Here is an 11,795-nt window from a genome sequence, read left to right as displayed (position 1 = left end):
TTCTCTCAGCGATAAGTCATCAAGGTAAAAGTCCAGTATGCACCCCAGCCGCCATAGCCAGCAGCAGCAGCGTCTCCAGCACCTCGCAAAGCGCCCCGTACGTATCGCCGGTCAAGCCGCCGAGCTTGCCGCTCATGCGCTGCGCCAGCAAGCAGCCTGCCGCATAAGCGAGCACGCCGGCGGCCGCGGCGAACACCGCCGCCTTCGGCCAGTCCGCTAAGCCGGATGAAGCCAGCCCGAGCAGCAGCGTCAGCCCCAGCGCTCCTCCTGCCGCCATCCACGCGTGCACGCGGCCGACGCCGCGGTAAAGACCGCCGAGCCCGCCGCTTCCCGCGCGGGCGTACGGCCAGCCGGCGATCGCGGCGGTCATAAAAGCGCGGCTCAGCACCGCGGCAGCCGGCAGCAGCAGCCATACGGACGGGCATTCACGCCCCGCCTCGGCCCATACGCTGAGCAGCGACAGCTTCATCAGCAGCTGCAGACCGCCGGCGATGACGCCCATCGCCCCGACGCGGCTGTCCTTCATGATCTCCAGCATCCGCTCGCGGTCGCGGTGGCTCAGCAGCCCGTCCGCCGTATCCATCAGCCCGTCGAGGTGCAGACCGCCTGTCACGGCAACCCATATGGCCAGCACCAGGGCCGCTGCCGGCAGCGGAGGCAGCAGCCATCCGGCGATAGCTCCGGCAGCGGCGAGTACAGCACCGATCAAGAGCCCGACGAACGGATACCATACCGTACTCCGGGCGAGCGACACAGCATCGTAAGGAGCGTTCACCGGAAGCGTAAACCTCGTTAGGAATTGGACGGCGGCAGCGCCGGATTGTACCCACGATTTCAATATAGCCAGCATAGACATAGTCCGAGCGCCACGCCCCCTGCCACAATGAAACTGACTCCGTACAAAATTCGAACCGCAGCCCGGATATCCCCTCTAGACCGCGGCCGCAGCGGCCAGCCCAGCCGGGCGCGCTCGCTCGCAACCCCAAAATAGACGTTGCGTCCCCCCAGCTCAATGCCCAGCGCCCCGGCGACGGCCGACTCCGGAATGCCGCTGTTTGGGCTCGGATGAAGCCTGGCGAACGAACGGATCGAGCGGGCCGCACGGACGCCGGACATCCCCGGGTTTAGCAACGTATATAACACAATAACAACGCCTGTAAGCCGGGCCGGAATGAAATTGAGCACATCGTCCCAGCGCGCCGACGCCCAGCCGAAGTAACGGTATTTGTCGTTCTTGTAACCTACCATGGAATCCAGCGTATTGGAAGCCCGGTACAGCATCGCGAGCGGAGCGCCGCCGAGCAGCGCAAACAGCAGCGGAGAGACGAAGGCGTCCACGATATTTTCCGACACCGTCTCGACGACGGCGCGAGTCAGCTCGTCCTCATCCAGCTCGTCGGTGCTGCGTCCGACGATGTAGCCGGTATATTTGCGCGCATCGGCCAGATTGCCGGCCTCCAGCGGACGGAAGACGAGCATGGCCGCATCCTTCAGACCTTTAACGGCGAGCGTCGTGCTGATCAGCCATGTTCCCGCAGCATAGCCGAGATACGGATGTACCCGTTTGGCAGCCGAAACGATGAGCAGAGTCGACCCCCACGCCAGCAGCAGCGTGCTCAGCAGCACTACAATCCCGCTCGCACGCAGCGCCGCCGCAGACATGCCGTCCTTCCGCAGCCGGCGTTCCGCCATCGAGATCCAGCGGCCGATGACGATGACCGGGTGAGGCAGCCGGGCCGGATCGCCGACGAGCCAGTCGATCACAATGGCGGCCAGCGCCATGCCCAGCGTTTCCGTAAGAGAGAAGCCTCCCGACAGCCACATGCTACAACCGGCCCCCGTTCCGATCCGGAAACCGGTACTGCATGGACTTCAGCTCGACGGGAATGCCGGCCGTAACGAGAAATACCCGTTCCGCGCGTTCCGCCATGAGCCGGTTCAGCCTTCCCGCATAATCGCGGTACTGCCTGCCCAGCTTGTACTCGGGAACGATCCCGCTGCCGACCTCGTTCGTCACCAGCGTAAGCCGTCCGGGAAAAGCGGCCGCCGTCTCGACCAGCTCGGAGATTTCCCTCTGCAGAAGCTCGTCTATGTCCGCTTCATGCTCGGCACGCAGCAGCCGGTTGGACAGCCATAGCGTCAAGCAATCGACGAGCACCGCTGACGCTGCCTCCCACATGTCCCGGCGCAGCAGTCCGCCAAGCTCGAGCGGCTCCTCGATTGTCGTCCAGGCGAAACCGGACGACTCCCGCTCCTGCCGGTGCAGCGCGATCCGCTCCTGCATTTCGCTGTCGTAAGCTTGTCCCGTCGCGATATAAACAGCCTCCCTGTGTTCATGCATAACGAGCCGTTCCGCGAAGCCGCTCTTGCCGCTGCGCGCGCCGCCCGTAACGAGTGTCAGCATCGGCCTGCCTCCCTATTCACGGGAAACCCCCGCGCTTTCGAACGTTGCCATCTCGCGCAGGACGCGTCCCGATGCATCAATGATCGGGAACAGCAGCGCCGCCCCCGTCCCTTCTCCCAGCCTCATGCCCAGCTGCAGCGCCGGCTCCAGCCCCAGCTCCCGAAGCAGGCGCGCATGACCGCGTTCCTCGGACAAATGCGAGGCGATCAAATACGGCTTGCAAGCGGGCGCCAGCTTCACGGCGACGAGCGCCGCCGCCGTCGAGATGAAGCCGTCCAGGACGACGGGACAGCGCTGCGCCGCCGCGCCGAGAATGACTCCGACGAGACCGGCGATTTCCAGCCCGCCCAGCTTCGCCAGCGTACCGAACGGATCGTTCGGATCCGGCTCGTTCACGGCGATGCCGCGCCCGATGGCCGACACCTTGCGGGCCATACCCGCATCGTCGACGCCGGTGCCGCGCCCAACCGCCTCAGCCGGCGAAACGCCGCCGAGTACGGCGAGCAGCGCCGCACTTGGCGTCGTATTGCCGATCCCCATCTCGCCCGTGCCGATCAGCCGCACTCCGCGCGCCGCCAGCTCCGCGGCCAGCTCGGCACCTATGAGCACCGCCTGCTCCGCTTCCTCCAGTGTCATCGCCGGGCCTTTCGCCAAATTCGCCGTGCCGCGGCGCACCTTCCGGCTCACTAGCCGCGGATGCTCCAGCTCGGCATTGACGCCGATATCGACGCAGACGACTTCCGCCCCCGCTTGGCGCGCCATCACATTGACAGCCGCGCCGCCGGCAAGGAAGTTCAGCACCATCTGCGGCGTTACTGCCGCCGGAAACGCGCTGACCCCCTCTTCGCAGACGCCGTGATCGCCGGCCATAACGACGATCGCTTTATTGTCCAAGCTGGGGGCGACTTCGCCGGTAATTCCCGCTATTTGCACCGCAAGCCGCTCCAGCCTGCCCAGACTGCCCGGCGGCTTCGTCAGCTGATCCAAACGCCGTTCCGCAGCCGCCATAGCTTCCGCATCCGGCGCCCCGATCCGGTCTATTAATGTGATTAACGATCTAGGTATCCCCACGCCTCAATACCTCCTTTATGTGCTTAACTATCGGACTGCCCCGCCCGCAGCAATATTTGCGGTGCGCCGTTGTCCGGGTGCGGCAGCACGATCGGTTCAGTGCCGTATACATCCGCAATCAACTGACTCGTAACGATCTCCCCGGGAGTGCCCTCGCCTACGACGTGACCCCGGGAGATGAGCAGCAGCCGGGAGCAATACTGCGCAGCCAAATTCAAATCGTGCAGTACGGCTGCCACGGTTAGCCCGTCTTCCTTCTGCCACGCGCGAATGTAATCCATCATTTGTACCTGATACCCGATATCCAGGAACGTGGTCGGCTCATCGAGCAGCAGCAGCTTCGGCTGCTGCGCCATTACCTTGGCCAGCGCGACACGCTGCCTCTCGCCGCCGCTCAGCCTCTCGACCGGCCGGTCGGCAAGGCCGGTCAGCCCCAGCCTGCCCATAATGCTCCCGATCAGCGCATCCGTCCCCGGTTCATCGTCGCCAAGCCAGCTTTGGAACGGATACCGCCCCATCTCGACGACTTCACGCACCGTAAAGCCGACCGGCGGCAGCGCGTCCTGCTGCAGCACCGCCACCCGCTGCGCCAGCGCCCTCCGGTTATAGGACGCGACGGCCCTGCCCTCCACCTCCACTTTGCCCGTGTCCGGAGTTTCCACCCCGGAAACAATTCGCAGCAGCGTCGACTTCCCGCTTCCGTTCGGTCCGAGAATGCCGTAGAATTCCCCACGCCTCACCTCGAACGATACGTCGTGCAGCGCTTCATCGCCGCCGAACGACTTCGACACCCGCTCCGTGCGAATCACGACTTCTTCCGGTCGATACCCTCCGCTATGCTTCATCGTCTTCCTCCGTTTCTTATCGCCCCAACGACCGCTTGTGCTTCCGCAGCAGCATCATAAAGAACGGAGCGCCCAGGAACGCCGTGACAACGCCGATCGGAATTTCCGTCGGACTCAGCAGCGTGCGGGCAATCGTATCCGCGATCAATACGTACACGGCGCCTCCTAAAGCCGACAACGGGATCAGCAGCCGGTAATCCGGCCCCGACAGCAGCCGGACGAGATGCGGCACGATGAGTCCGACGAACCCGACGATCCCGGCCACCGACACGGAAGCCCCCGTCAGCATTGCCCCCGTGACGAGCACGACCAGCTTCGTCCTCTCCACGTTCACCCCGAGATGCGCTGCCTGCCGCTCCCCAAGCACAAACAAATTGAGCGCTTTCGCGTTCGCCAATAATACGATAAAGCCTAAACCTACATAAGGAGCGATCAGGCCGGGGTACGCCCAACCGCGCAGCGCAAGCGACCCCATTAGCCAATAGACGATGTCGTTGATGACATTTTTGGACATGGCAATGAAAAACGCCACCACCGCACCGAGAAAAGCCTGCATCACTGTACCGGACAAAATCAGCGTCTCCATCTGCCACTTTCCGTCGACCTGCGCCATACGCAGCACGACGGCGAGCGCCGCCAGCGCCGTCAAGAACGCGACGACCGGAAGCGTCCATTCGCCGAAGAAGCTGAACTGCAGACCGAAATAGATTAAAAATGCCGCCCCTACCGACGCACCTGAAGATACGCCAAGCGTATACGGGTCCGCCAGCGGGTTGCGCAGTATGCCCTGAAACGCCGCTCCGGCCATCGATAACGCCGCTCCGATCAGCATGCCGAGGACGACGCGCGGCAGACGCACCCTCCAAATAATTTGCTCCGACTGCTCCGGCCACGTTTTCGCGATGTGCTCGCCCAGCCCGGGAATGTGCGAAACGACAATTCCGGCGATATGGGGCACAGGTACGGAAACGGCGCCGATACCGAGACTAACCAGAACAGAAAGAAGAAGGAGGACGATCCCTCCTCCTCCCCACAGCCACAGCTTTCTTTTCATCATTTCACCAGATCGGGATAGACCGCCTTCGCCATCGCCAGCAGCCCTTCCGTCAGCCGCGGGCCCGGGCGGTTAAACGGTCCGGATTCCAGGCCTACGACCCGATTATTCTTAATCGCATTAATCTTATCCCAGCCGCTGCGCTCGCGAATGACCTGCTCGAGCGACTTCTTCGTCTTCTCGTCGGTGATTCCCGCTGCGAATACGATGACATCCGGGTTCGCCTGAATGATTTTCTCCTCACTGATCTTGTTCCAGCCCTGCGTATCGGCCGCAACGTTCACTCCGCCCGCCAGCGTAATCAGCTCGTCCATGAACTCGCCCTTACCAACGGTCCAGCCCGGCGAAAACTCGACGTACACCTTCTTTTTCTCTTCCGGCTTCACGCCTTTGACCGCGTCCTGCACCTTCCGGATGTCCGCCTTCATTTTGGCTACGACCTTCTCAGCTTCCTCCTGAGTGTCCATAATCCGTCCGAATTGAAGAATGTCGTTCATCACGTCCTGCAGCGACTTCGGCTCTACCTGAAACACGTTAATGTTCAGTCCGCGCATCTGTTCAACGACGTCCCTCCTCTGGGACACGCCGGCAAAGACGAGCTCCGCACCCGTTGCGATGACCGCCTCGGTGTTCGGCTTCACGACGCCGCCGAGCTTCGGCTTCGACTTGACTTCCGCCGGATAATCGTCATAATCGGAAACGCCGACCACCTTATCCCCCAGACCGAGCGCGTACAGCGCTTCCGTCTCCGCAGGGGATACCGATGCGATCTTCGCCGGAGCCTTCTCAAACACGAACTCCTTGCCGGTCGCATCCTTCTCCTTCAGCGGATACTGCGTCTTCTTTGCCGACGATGCCGCCGGCGTAGCGGCTTGTCCGTTACTTGCGCCGGGAGCCGCGGCCGTCCCGTTCCCCGAACCATTGTCCTTGGCGCCGCAGCCCGCGAGTGCAAGCGCAAGCGCGCCCGCCGCCGTCCAAATAAGACCTTTCTTCAACCATGCCGTCTTCTGTTTCATGTTCCTCTCCTCTTTCTGATTCGGAATGCTGAAACCTCCCTACCTCCGACCTGGCCCGGGCATCAATACGAAAACCCCTCCGCCGCAAGGCAGAGGGGACGATAAACGGAAAGCATGTGCTGTGTGCATGAGCCGTTAGGGCGGCTCCAACTGCCTGCATCATTCCGAATAGCGCGATCCTCTCCTCGAAGGATTTCGTTAGCCGAACCGAATAGGCAGGTTTCCTGACTTGCGGGTGTGCGGTCGATCGCAAACGCCTGCGCAGCGTCTCATCGGCATGATGAACAACGCCTGCGAAAGTTATCGATCGGACGAAGCACGCCGCCTCGCCTTCCCGTCGATTTGCAGACAGTGGCGGTTGAGGCGTTACCCGGTTAACAGTGGCGGGACCGTGCCGGACTTGCACCGGCTTCCCTTTTAACCTGCACAGCGGAGCTTGCAGGCACCTATCGGCAGTAAGGTATTTCAGTGGGTCCAGACCCATAACTCTCCATCGATTATAGGACAGTCCGGGGGGATGAGACAAGCGTTATTTTAGGCTCGAAGGAGGTTGCAAGCGCTTGACATAATAAGCCAGCGGAGAAAGATTTCCACGTTCTGAAGTATTGAAATATCAACATCTGCGCAACCGGGACCATGGAAAAATCATAGGGAAACCCGATCAAAGAGTAGGGGACTAACTTAACAGGATATACCCAGGCTCCGATCTCTGCACCTAGATCGTCCGTAAAGGACGTAATAATCAGTACTATAAGTCCAAAGAACCAAATCGAATATGCCCTACTGCGGTCAATCAACTTAAACAAAACGAACCATGGAATCAAAAACAGAGCTAACAAGAACCACCACGGCCACGTAAAAACTTCGCTGCCGATCCATCTTTCAAGTTCAAATTGGGCAGCCTTTTGCTGCATATCATGCAGTTGATCATTCATTGTTTTCCCTCGACGCACTTGGGTGTTATTACCACAAGTTTATTCTACCCATATTGTCTGTGACGCAAAACCGCCCGCTTGCTTGGAGGTATCGCCAAAGAACGAAACTGTGAGTAAAGCTCCCGAATCGAAAAAAAGACGGCCTATTCGGCCGCCTTCGTGGAAGATCCCCGATCCGCAGGCCAAGTGCCGCCCGCAGGTTCCCGCGAATCCGTAGTCCAATCTACATGTGCAGATACTGTAATAAGGCTTGCTGCAGGGTCCCCTTCGTTTCCGCTTTGTGATCGAAGGAAACGCCGAGCTTCAGCATCGTCTTCACGATTTCTGGCCGAACCCCGGTGATCACCACATGGCAACCCATGATGGAAGCACCATCAATGACCTTCATGATGTAGCTGATCACCGCAGTATCCATGTAGGCAACACCGGACAAATCGATAATTAATCTTTGAATGCGGGATACCCCGATTTGATTGATCACCTTGTCCACAATCGTATTCGCCCGATATGTATCGATCGTGCCGATCAGCGGCAGAATGCACATGGATTCGGATAACGGGATAATCGGGACCGAAAGATCCTCGACCATTTCCCGATGGGATTTGATAAGCTCATCCTTATATTAGGAATAGCTTATGAAGAAATAATTCAAGAATTGATCGATAAGCTCGTTGATTTGTTTTTCCTGCGTATAGAAATGTTCAATACCGGGTTCGACTTCCTTCAACCGGTCGAAATTGTACAGAAAGTCCCACACAACCCGCCGGATCGCATGCATCCATTCGAGCTTGAATGACAAAGTCAAAGAATGTCTGGCCCAGCTGACCCCCTCTTCTTTGGCAAAGGTAATAATTTCATGCTTGCGTCCCTCGATCAGAAATAGAACCAGTTTATGGGCATTTTTCAACAGGTTAATATTGCCGATCGTTTGTATCTCCTCAACCTTGTCCCTTACATTCACAGCTTCCTGGAGCAGCTGTTCTTCGAATTTTTGCTTGTTCGCCTCGAAAAACTCACGCATGTGCTGACCGTCATTAATAGTCAAATTCAATTTGTTCACCTCATAACGTTGTTTACCGGAATCAGTCGGAATCGTAATCGTGAATTTGGTCCCGACACCTTCTTCACTTTCCACCTTAATGTGTCCGCCATGATCATATACGACGGAGAACACCTGCGTTAACCCCATCCCTGTTCCCTGCGGCTTGGTAGAGAAGAAAGGTGTGCTCAGCAATACGATTTTTTTCTTTCGGTATTCCGCTGCCGGTATCTTCGATGACTACACTCACATAATCGTCGGCTGAAGTATGGTAAACAAAGATGGTGCCTTTATCCGGAATCGCTTCGAAGGCATTTTTCAACACATTAAAAAATGCCTTTTTCAATTGATTTTTCTTACCGTAAACGCAAGTTTGCGTCTGTTCGAACTTCGTCTCCACCTTAACCCGGTAAAACTGATCTTGAAAAAGCTGAAGCACCCCTTCAAGCTCTGCGGCTAAGTTAATCGATTGATTAGGCTCGTTCTCTAAATCGGGCTTCGACACGTGGAGTAAATTCTCCAATGTGCCCAATGCATTGTCCAACTCGGACTGCGCAATTTCCAAATACCTTTGATCATGCTTTTCCCTCAGGAGCTGAAGAAACCCTTTAACCGCCGTTAGCGGGTTTCGAACTTCGTGTGCGATCCCTGCGGCCACCTGTCCGACCGATGCCAGCTGGCTTAAATGGATCTCGTTTTTCTTAGGTTCTTCGCTGAGATGTCCATTTTGTTGCACGAATGATTGTCCCCTTCTCGGAAGTCTCGATTTCAAATGCATCCATTAATCGTCTCGCCCCTTGCAGCCCTAGACCTAACCCAGTTTTGGAGCGATAATTGCCGCTAAAGATTTCATCCAGATTGGCGATACCCGGCCCTTTATCGATAACTTGCAGCCGTAAGCCGCCCTCCACGAGCTGGCATGTAAAGATGGCTTTGCCTCCTGCGTATTTGAGCGCGTTCCTTGTTAGCTCCAAGACGGTTACAAACAGGGCTTGCAATTCTTCCTTCCTAAACATGTCGCCTGCCAAATAACGAGTTCGGCTGATAGCAAGAAAAATGTCTTCTTCACTATCGATATGTACAAGCAAGCCATTCATCGCAGTAGACTCCATTCTTCACATCTCGATAATTGAATGTCAGCTTCGATGCAAACAGAAAGTTCAGCCGGTGTCAATACGAAATGACAAGCCTTCCTTAATCTAACTTAATAAAAATTTGATGTCTGTCGAAATTTGTCGTTAGTTCACAAAAAGTTACTATTTTTAGAAAGAAAAAAAGACGGCCTACTTGGCCGCCATCAAGGCAATCAGCTTCTTCGCATTGTCCAGATGCTTCGTGTTGCTTGGGATGAACGCCGTCAGGCCTTGCCCCTTATACCCTTGATCCTTGAACCATTTCGACTCGTCCAGCGGAATACCGTACAAATGCGTTTCCTTCTTGCCGTTGTCGTCCGATTCCACAATGCCGGCCTTGTAGTCGTCCCGGTTCACCAGATCTTCCAAAGGAACGAGTCCGCCCTGCTTCGCCAGATTCGTAAACTGCTCATGCGGCAGGACGATGATATCGTGCTCGCCCGCAGCCAGCTGAACGATCATCAGCTCCGGCGAAAAGATCGGCGCCGCTTGAATGGCAATCGTCGGCGCAGCGCCGACCGCGGCCGTAAGCCCGTTCTTCAGCTTGTCCGCCGCTTCCTGCGGAAACCCGTTAGGTCCCATCATGAAAATCGATACATCCGCTTTCGGCTTGCTGCCGCAGCCGGCTGCCAGCAGGCTTACCGCCAGCAGCAGCGCCGTCAGTACGACTGACCATTTTGCCTTCAACGTAAGTCCTCTCCCTTGCTATGTGTCTCTATGGCAGAGAAAAAGCCGGCACTCACCGGCTCTTCCTCCCTGTGTTCATATATTCGTTAATCTTCCGATCGAGCAGCATGCTGACTTCAACGACGGCTTCCGAGGTCATCGTGCTTCCATCGACGACCATCTGTTCCAGCCTGCAGCGGAGCAAATGAATGTCCTCTTCCAGAGCGAGCTGAGCCTTAGACTTGCGTTTCCGGGCAAACAGCCGACGATTATCAGAGGGTTCGTGCACAAGCAGCCGCTGCTGAAAGTTGGTAAGCTGATATTCCAAAAATGCCATGTCCTGACCCCCTTCTCGGTTACACGCCGTCTATCCTACTTATAAGATATCAGCTTTTGCTCAGATTGAAAATAACTTTTTTCACGTTTTTTTACAATTTGGACAAGAACCCGGAAATGCGCTCCAGCGCTTCGTTCAGCTGACTGACCGAATATGCGTAAGAGCAGCGCAGGAAGCCTTCGCCGCCGCGTCCGAACACGTGTCCCGGCACCGCCGCAACCTTCGCTTCCACGAGCAGCCGCTGGGCGAATTCATCCGAGGTAAGCCCGGTCTTCTGAATGGACGGGAACGCATAGAACGCCCCCTCCGGTTCGTGGCAGTCAAGCCCGATGTCCCGGAAGCCCTTCACGACCAGCCGGCGCCGCTGGTTGTAGGACTCGACCATCCGGTCCTTCTCCTCCATCCCGTTGCGCAAAGCCTCCAAAGCCGCTACCTGCCCCATCGTCGGAGCGCACATGACCGTATACTGATGAATCTTCAGCATGGCCGAAATAATCTCACGGTGTCCGCAAGCGTAGCCCATCCGCCAGCCGGTCATGGCGAATGCCTTCGAGAAGCCGCTGACGAGAATGGTGCGGTCGCGCATGCCGGGCAGCGAGGCAATACTCGTATGCTTCGTGCCGTAGGTCAGCTCTGCATAGATCTCATCCGAAATCACGAGCAAATCGTGCTTCTGGATCACTTCTACAAGCGGGAGCAAATCTTCGCGGGTCATGATGCCGCCGGTCGGGTTGCTCGGATAGCAGAGAATGAGCACCTTAGAACGAGGCGTAATTGCCGCTTCCAGCTCGCTCGCCTGCAGCTTGAAGTTATGCTTCGCGCTCGTTTCGATGCCGACCGCCTTGCCGCCGCCGATCGTAACGATCGGGGAATATGAAATGTAGCACGGCTCAGGGATGAGAATTTCGTCCCCCGGCGTAATGAGCGCCCGCAGCGCAAGGTCGATCGCCTCGCTGCCGCCTACCGTAACGAGCACTTCATCCTTCGGTTCATATGGTGTATGGAAATTAGTATATAGATATTCAGCGATCGCTTCCCGTAGTTCCGGAATTCCGCTGTTCGGCGTATATTTCGTCTTGCCCCGCTCCAGCGATAACACGACCGCTTCGCGCACGTGCCATGGCGTGGAGAAGTCCGGCTCGCCCACGCCGAGCGAAATAATGTCCTTCGATCCGCTGACCAGGTCAAAAAACTTCCGGATACCCGACGGCTGAATGTCCCGCACCAGCGGAGCCAAGTAATCGCTCATCGATTTCGATTTTACATCTGTTCCTTCTTGCCCCATGCTCGCTCAC

At 57.4% G+C, this 11,795-nt stretch carries 15 protein-coding genes and 1 riboswitch; all 15 genes read right to left on the bottom strand.

What is annotated here, in order from left to right; genetic code table 11:
- Positions 1–19: 19 nt before the first annotated feature.
- The 15 genes from cobS to ACFFK0_RS03275 all read right to left on the bottom strand — a co-directional run bounded on the left by cobS (position 20) and on the right by ACFFK0_RS03275 (position 11,785).
- Positions 20–856 carry an adenosylcobinamide-GDP ribazoletransferase gene (gene cobS / locus ACFFK0_RS03345; RefSeq protein ID WP_377468468.1) on the bottom strand — a complete coding sequence of 279 codons (837 nt, stop codon included), beginning with the start codon at positions 854–856 and terminating at the stop codon, positions 20–22.
- A complete protein-coding gene (gene cbiB / locus ACFFK0_RS03340; protein WP_377468467.1) occupies positions 835–1,824 on the bottom strand; it encodes an adenosylcobinamide-phosphate synthase CbiB in 990 nt (329 codons plus the stop codon). Before cbiB ends, cobS begins: the two co-directional genes overlap by 22 nt.
- Before the next feature lies 1 nt (position 1,825).
- On the bottom strand, positions 1,826–2,404 hold the full coding sequence (cobU, locus tag ACFFK0_RS03335; RefSeq protein WP_377468466.1) for a bifunctional adenosylcobinamide kinase/adenosylcobinamide-phosphate guanylyltransferase: 579 nt from the start codon (positions 2,402–2,404) through the stop codon (positions 1,826–1,828).
- A gap of 12 nt (positions 2,405–2,416) precedes the next feature.
- On the bottom strand, positions 2,417–3,469 hold the full coding sequence (cobT, locus tag ACFFK0_RS03330) for a nicotinate-nucleotide--dimethylbenzimidazole phosphoribosyltransferase (protein WP_377468505.1): 1,053 nt from the start codon (positions 3,467–3,469) through the stop codon (positions 2,417–2,419).
- 29 nt (positions 3,470–3,498) lie between these two features.
- Positions 3,499–4,320 (bottom strand): ABC transporter ATP-binding protein, encoded by an 822-nt coding sequence (locus ACFFK0_RS03325; RefSeq protein WP_377468465.1) that lies wholly within the window; start codon positions 4,318–4,320, stop codon positions 3,499–3,501.
- Positions 4,321–4,336: 16 nt separating this feature from the next.
- On the bottom strand, positions 4,337–5,374 hold the full coding sequence (locus tag ACFFK0_RS03320; RefSeq protein WP_377468504.1) for a FecCD family ABC transporter permease: 1,038 nt from the start codon (positions 5,372–5,374) through the stop codon (positions 4,337–4,339).
- Positions 5,374–6,390 carry an ABC transporter substrate-binding protein gene (locus tag ACFFK0_RS03315; protein WP_377468464.1) on the bottom strand — a complete coding sequence of 339 codons (1,017 nt, stop codon included), beginning with the start codon at positions 6,388–6,390 and terminating at the stop codon, positions 5,374–5,376. Before ACFFK0_RS03315 ends, ACFFK0_RS03320 begins: the two co-directional genes overlap by 1 nt.
- Before the next feature lie 197 nt (positions 6,391–6,587).
- A riboswitch (cobalamin riboswitch) is annotated at positions 6,588–6,855 on the bottom strand.
- A gap of 32 nt (positions 6,856–6,887) precedes the next feature.
- Positions 6,888–7,304 carry a CBO0543 family protein gene (locus ACFFK0_RS03310; protein ID WP_377468503.1) on the bottom strand — a complete coding sequence of 139 codons (417 nt, stop codon included), beginning with the start codon at positions 7,302–7,304 and terminating at the stop codon, positions 6,888–6,890.
- A gap of 244 nt (positions 7,305–7,548) precedes the next feature.
- Positions 7,549–7,914, bottom strand: a complete 366-nt coding sequence (locus tag ACFFK0_RS03305) for an STAS domain-containing protein (RefSeq protein WP_377468463.1) — start codon at positions 7,912–7,914, stop codon at positions 7,549–7,551.
- 33 nt (positions 7,915–7,947) lie between these two features.
- Positions 7,948–8,514 (bottom strand): hypothetical protein, encoded by a 567-nt coding sequence (locus ACFFK0_RS03300; RefSeq protein ID WP_377468462.1) that lies wholly within the window; start codon positions 8,512–8,514, stop codon positions 7,948–7,950.
- Positions 8,480–9,100 carry a histidine kinase dimerization/phospho-acceptor domain-containing protein gene (locus ACFFK0_RS03295; RefSeq protein WP_377468461.1) on the bottom strand — a complete coding sequence of 207 codons (621 nt, stop codon included), beginning with the start codon at positions 9,098–9,100 and terminating at the stop codon, positions 8,480–8,482. Before ACFFK0_RS03295 ends, ACFFK0_RS03300 begins: the two co-directional genes overlap by 35 nt.
- Positions 9,066–9,461 (bottom strand): ATP-binding protein, encoded by a 396-nt coding sequence (locus ACFFK0_RS03290; RefSeq protein ID WP_377468460.1) that lies wholly within the window; start codon positions 9,459–9,461, stop codon positions 9,066–9,068. The genes ACFFK0_RS03295 and ACFFK0_RS03290 overlap by 35 nt, the downstream gene beginning before the upstream one ends.
- Before the next feature lie 186 nt (positions 9,462–9,647).
- On the bottom strand, positions 9,648–10,184 hold the full coding sequence (locus tag ACFFK0_RS03285; RefSeq protein WP_377468459.1) for a hypothetical protein: 537 nt from the start codon (positions 10,182–10,184) through the stop codon (positions 9,648–9,650).
- 52 nt (positions 10,185–10,236) lie between these two features.
- Positions 10,237–10,500: an aspartyl-phosphate phosphatase Spo0E family protein gene (locus ACFFK0_RS03280; protein ID WP_377468458.1), complete on the bottom strand. Its 264-nt coding sequence runs from the start codon at positions 10,498–10,500 to the stop codon at positions 10,237–10,239.
- A 91-nt stretch (positions 10,501–10,591) separates the two neighbouring features.
- Positions 10,592–11,785: an aminotransferase class I/II-fold pyridoxal phosphate-dependent enzyme gene (locus tag ACFFK0_RS03275; RefSeq protein ID WP_377468457.1), complete on the bottom strand. Its 1,194-nt coding sequence runs from the start codon at positions 11,783–11,785 to the stop codon at positions 10,592–10,594.
- Positions 11,786–11,795: the final 10 nt, after the last annotated feature.

The organism is Paenibacillus chartarius (genome assembly GCF_042432825.1).
GTDB classification, from domain to species: Bacteria; Bacillota; Bacilli; order Paenibacillales; family NBRC-103111; genus Gordoniibacillus; species Gordoniibacillus chartarius.
Note: the sequence above shows the minus strand (reverse complement) of the source record. Positions and strands in the feature narration are given on the sequence as shown.

Bases quoted from the DNA above. Each gene is read 5' to 3' on its own strand.
- cobS (WP_377468468.1), bottom strand. From the start codon at position 856: ATGTCTATGCTGGCTATATTGAAATCGTGGGTACAATCCGGCGCTGCC.
- cbiB (WP_377468467.1), bottom strand. From the start codon at position 1,824: ATGTGGCTGTCGGGAGGCTTCTCTCTTACGGAAACGCTGGGCATGGCG.
- cobU (WP_377468466.1), bottom strand. From the start codon at position 2,404: ATGCTGACACTCGTTACGGGCGGCGCGCGCAGCGGCAAGAGCGGCTTC.
- ACFFK0_RS03325 (WP_377468465.1), bottom strand. From the start codon at position 4,320: ATGAAGCATAGCGGAGGGTATCGACCGGAAGAAGTCGTGATTCGCACG.
- ACFFK0_RS03320 (WP_377468504.1), bottom strand. From the start codon at position 5,374: ATGAAAAGAAAGCTGTGGCTGTGGGGAGGAGGAGGGATCGTCCTCCTT.
- ACFFK0_RS03315 (WP_377468464.1), bottom strand. From the start codon at position 6,390: ATGAAACAGAAGACGGCATGGTTGAAGAAAGGTCTTATTTGGACGGCG.
- ACFFK0_RS03310 (WP_377468503.1), bottom strand. From the start codon at position 7,304: ATGCAGCAAAAGGCTGCCCAATTTGAACTTGAAAGATGGATCGGCAGC.
- ACFFK0_RS03305 (WP_377468463.1), bottom strand. From the start codon at position 7,914: ATGGTCGAGGATCTTTCGGTCCCGATTATCCCGTTATCCGAATCCATG.
- ACFFK0_RS03300 (WP_377468462.1), bottom strand. From the start codon at position 8,514: ATGGGGTTAACGCAGGTGTTCTCCGTCGTATATGATCATGGCGGACAC.
- ACFFK0_RS03290 (WP_377468460.1), bottom strand. From the start codon at position 9,461: ATGAATGGCTTGCTTGTACATATCGATAGTGAAGAAGACATTTTTCTT.
- ACFFK0_RS03280 (WP_377468458.1), bottom strand. From the start codon at position 10,500: ATGGCATTTTTGGAATATCAGCTTACCAACTTTCAGCAGCGGCTGCTT.
- ACFFK0_RS03275 (WP_377468457.1), bottom strand. From the start codon at position 11,785: ATGGGGCAAGAAGGAACAGATGTAAAATCGAAATCGATGAGCGATTAC.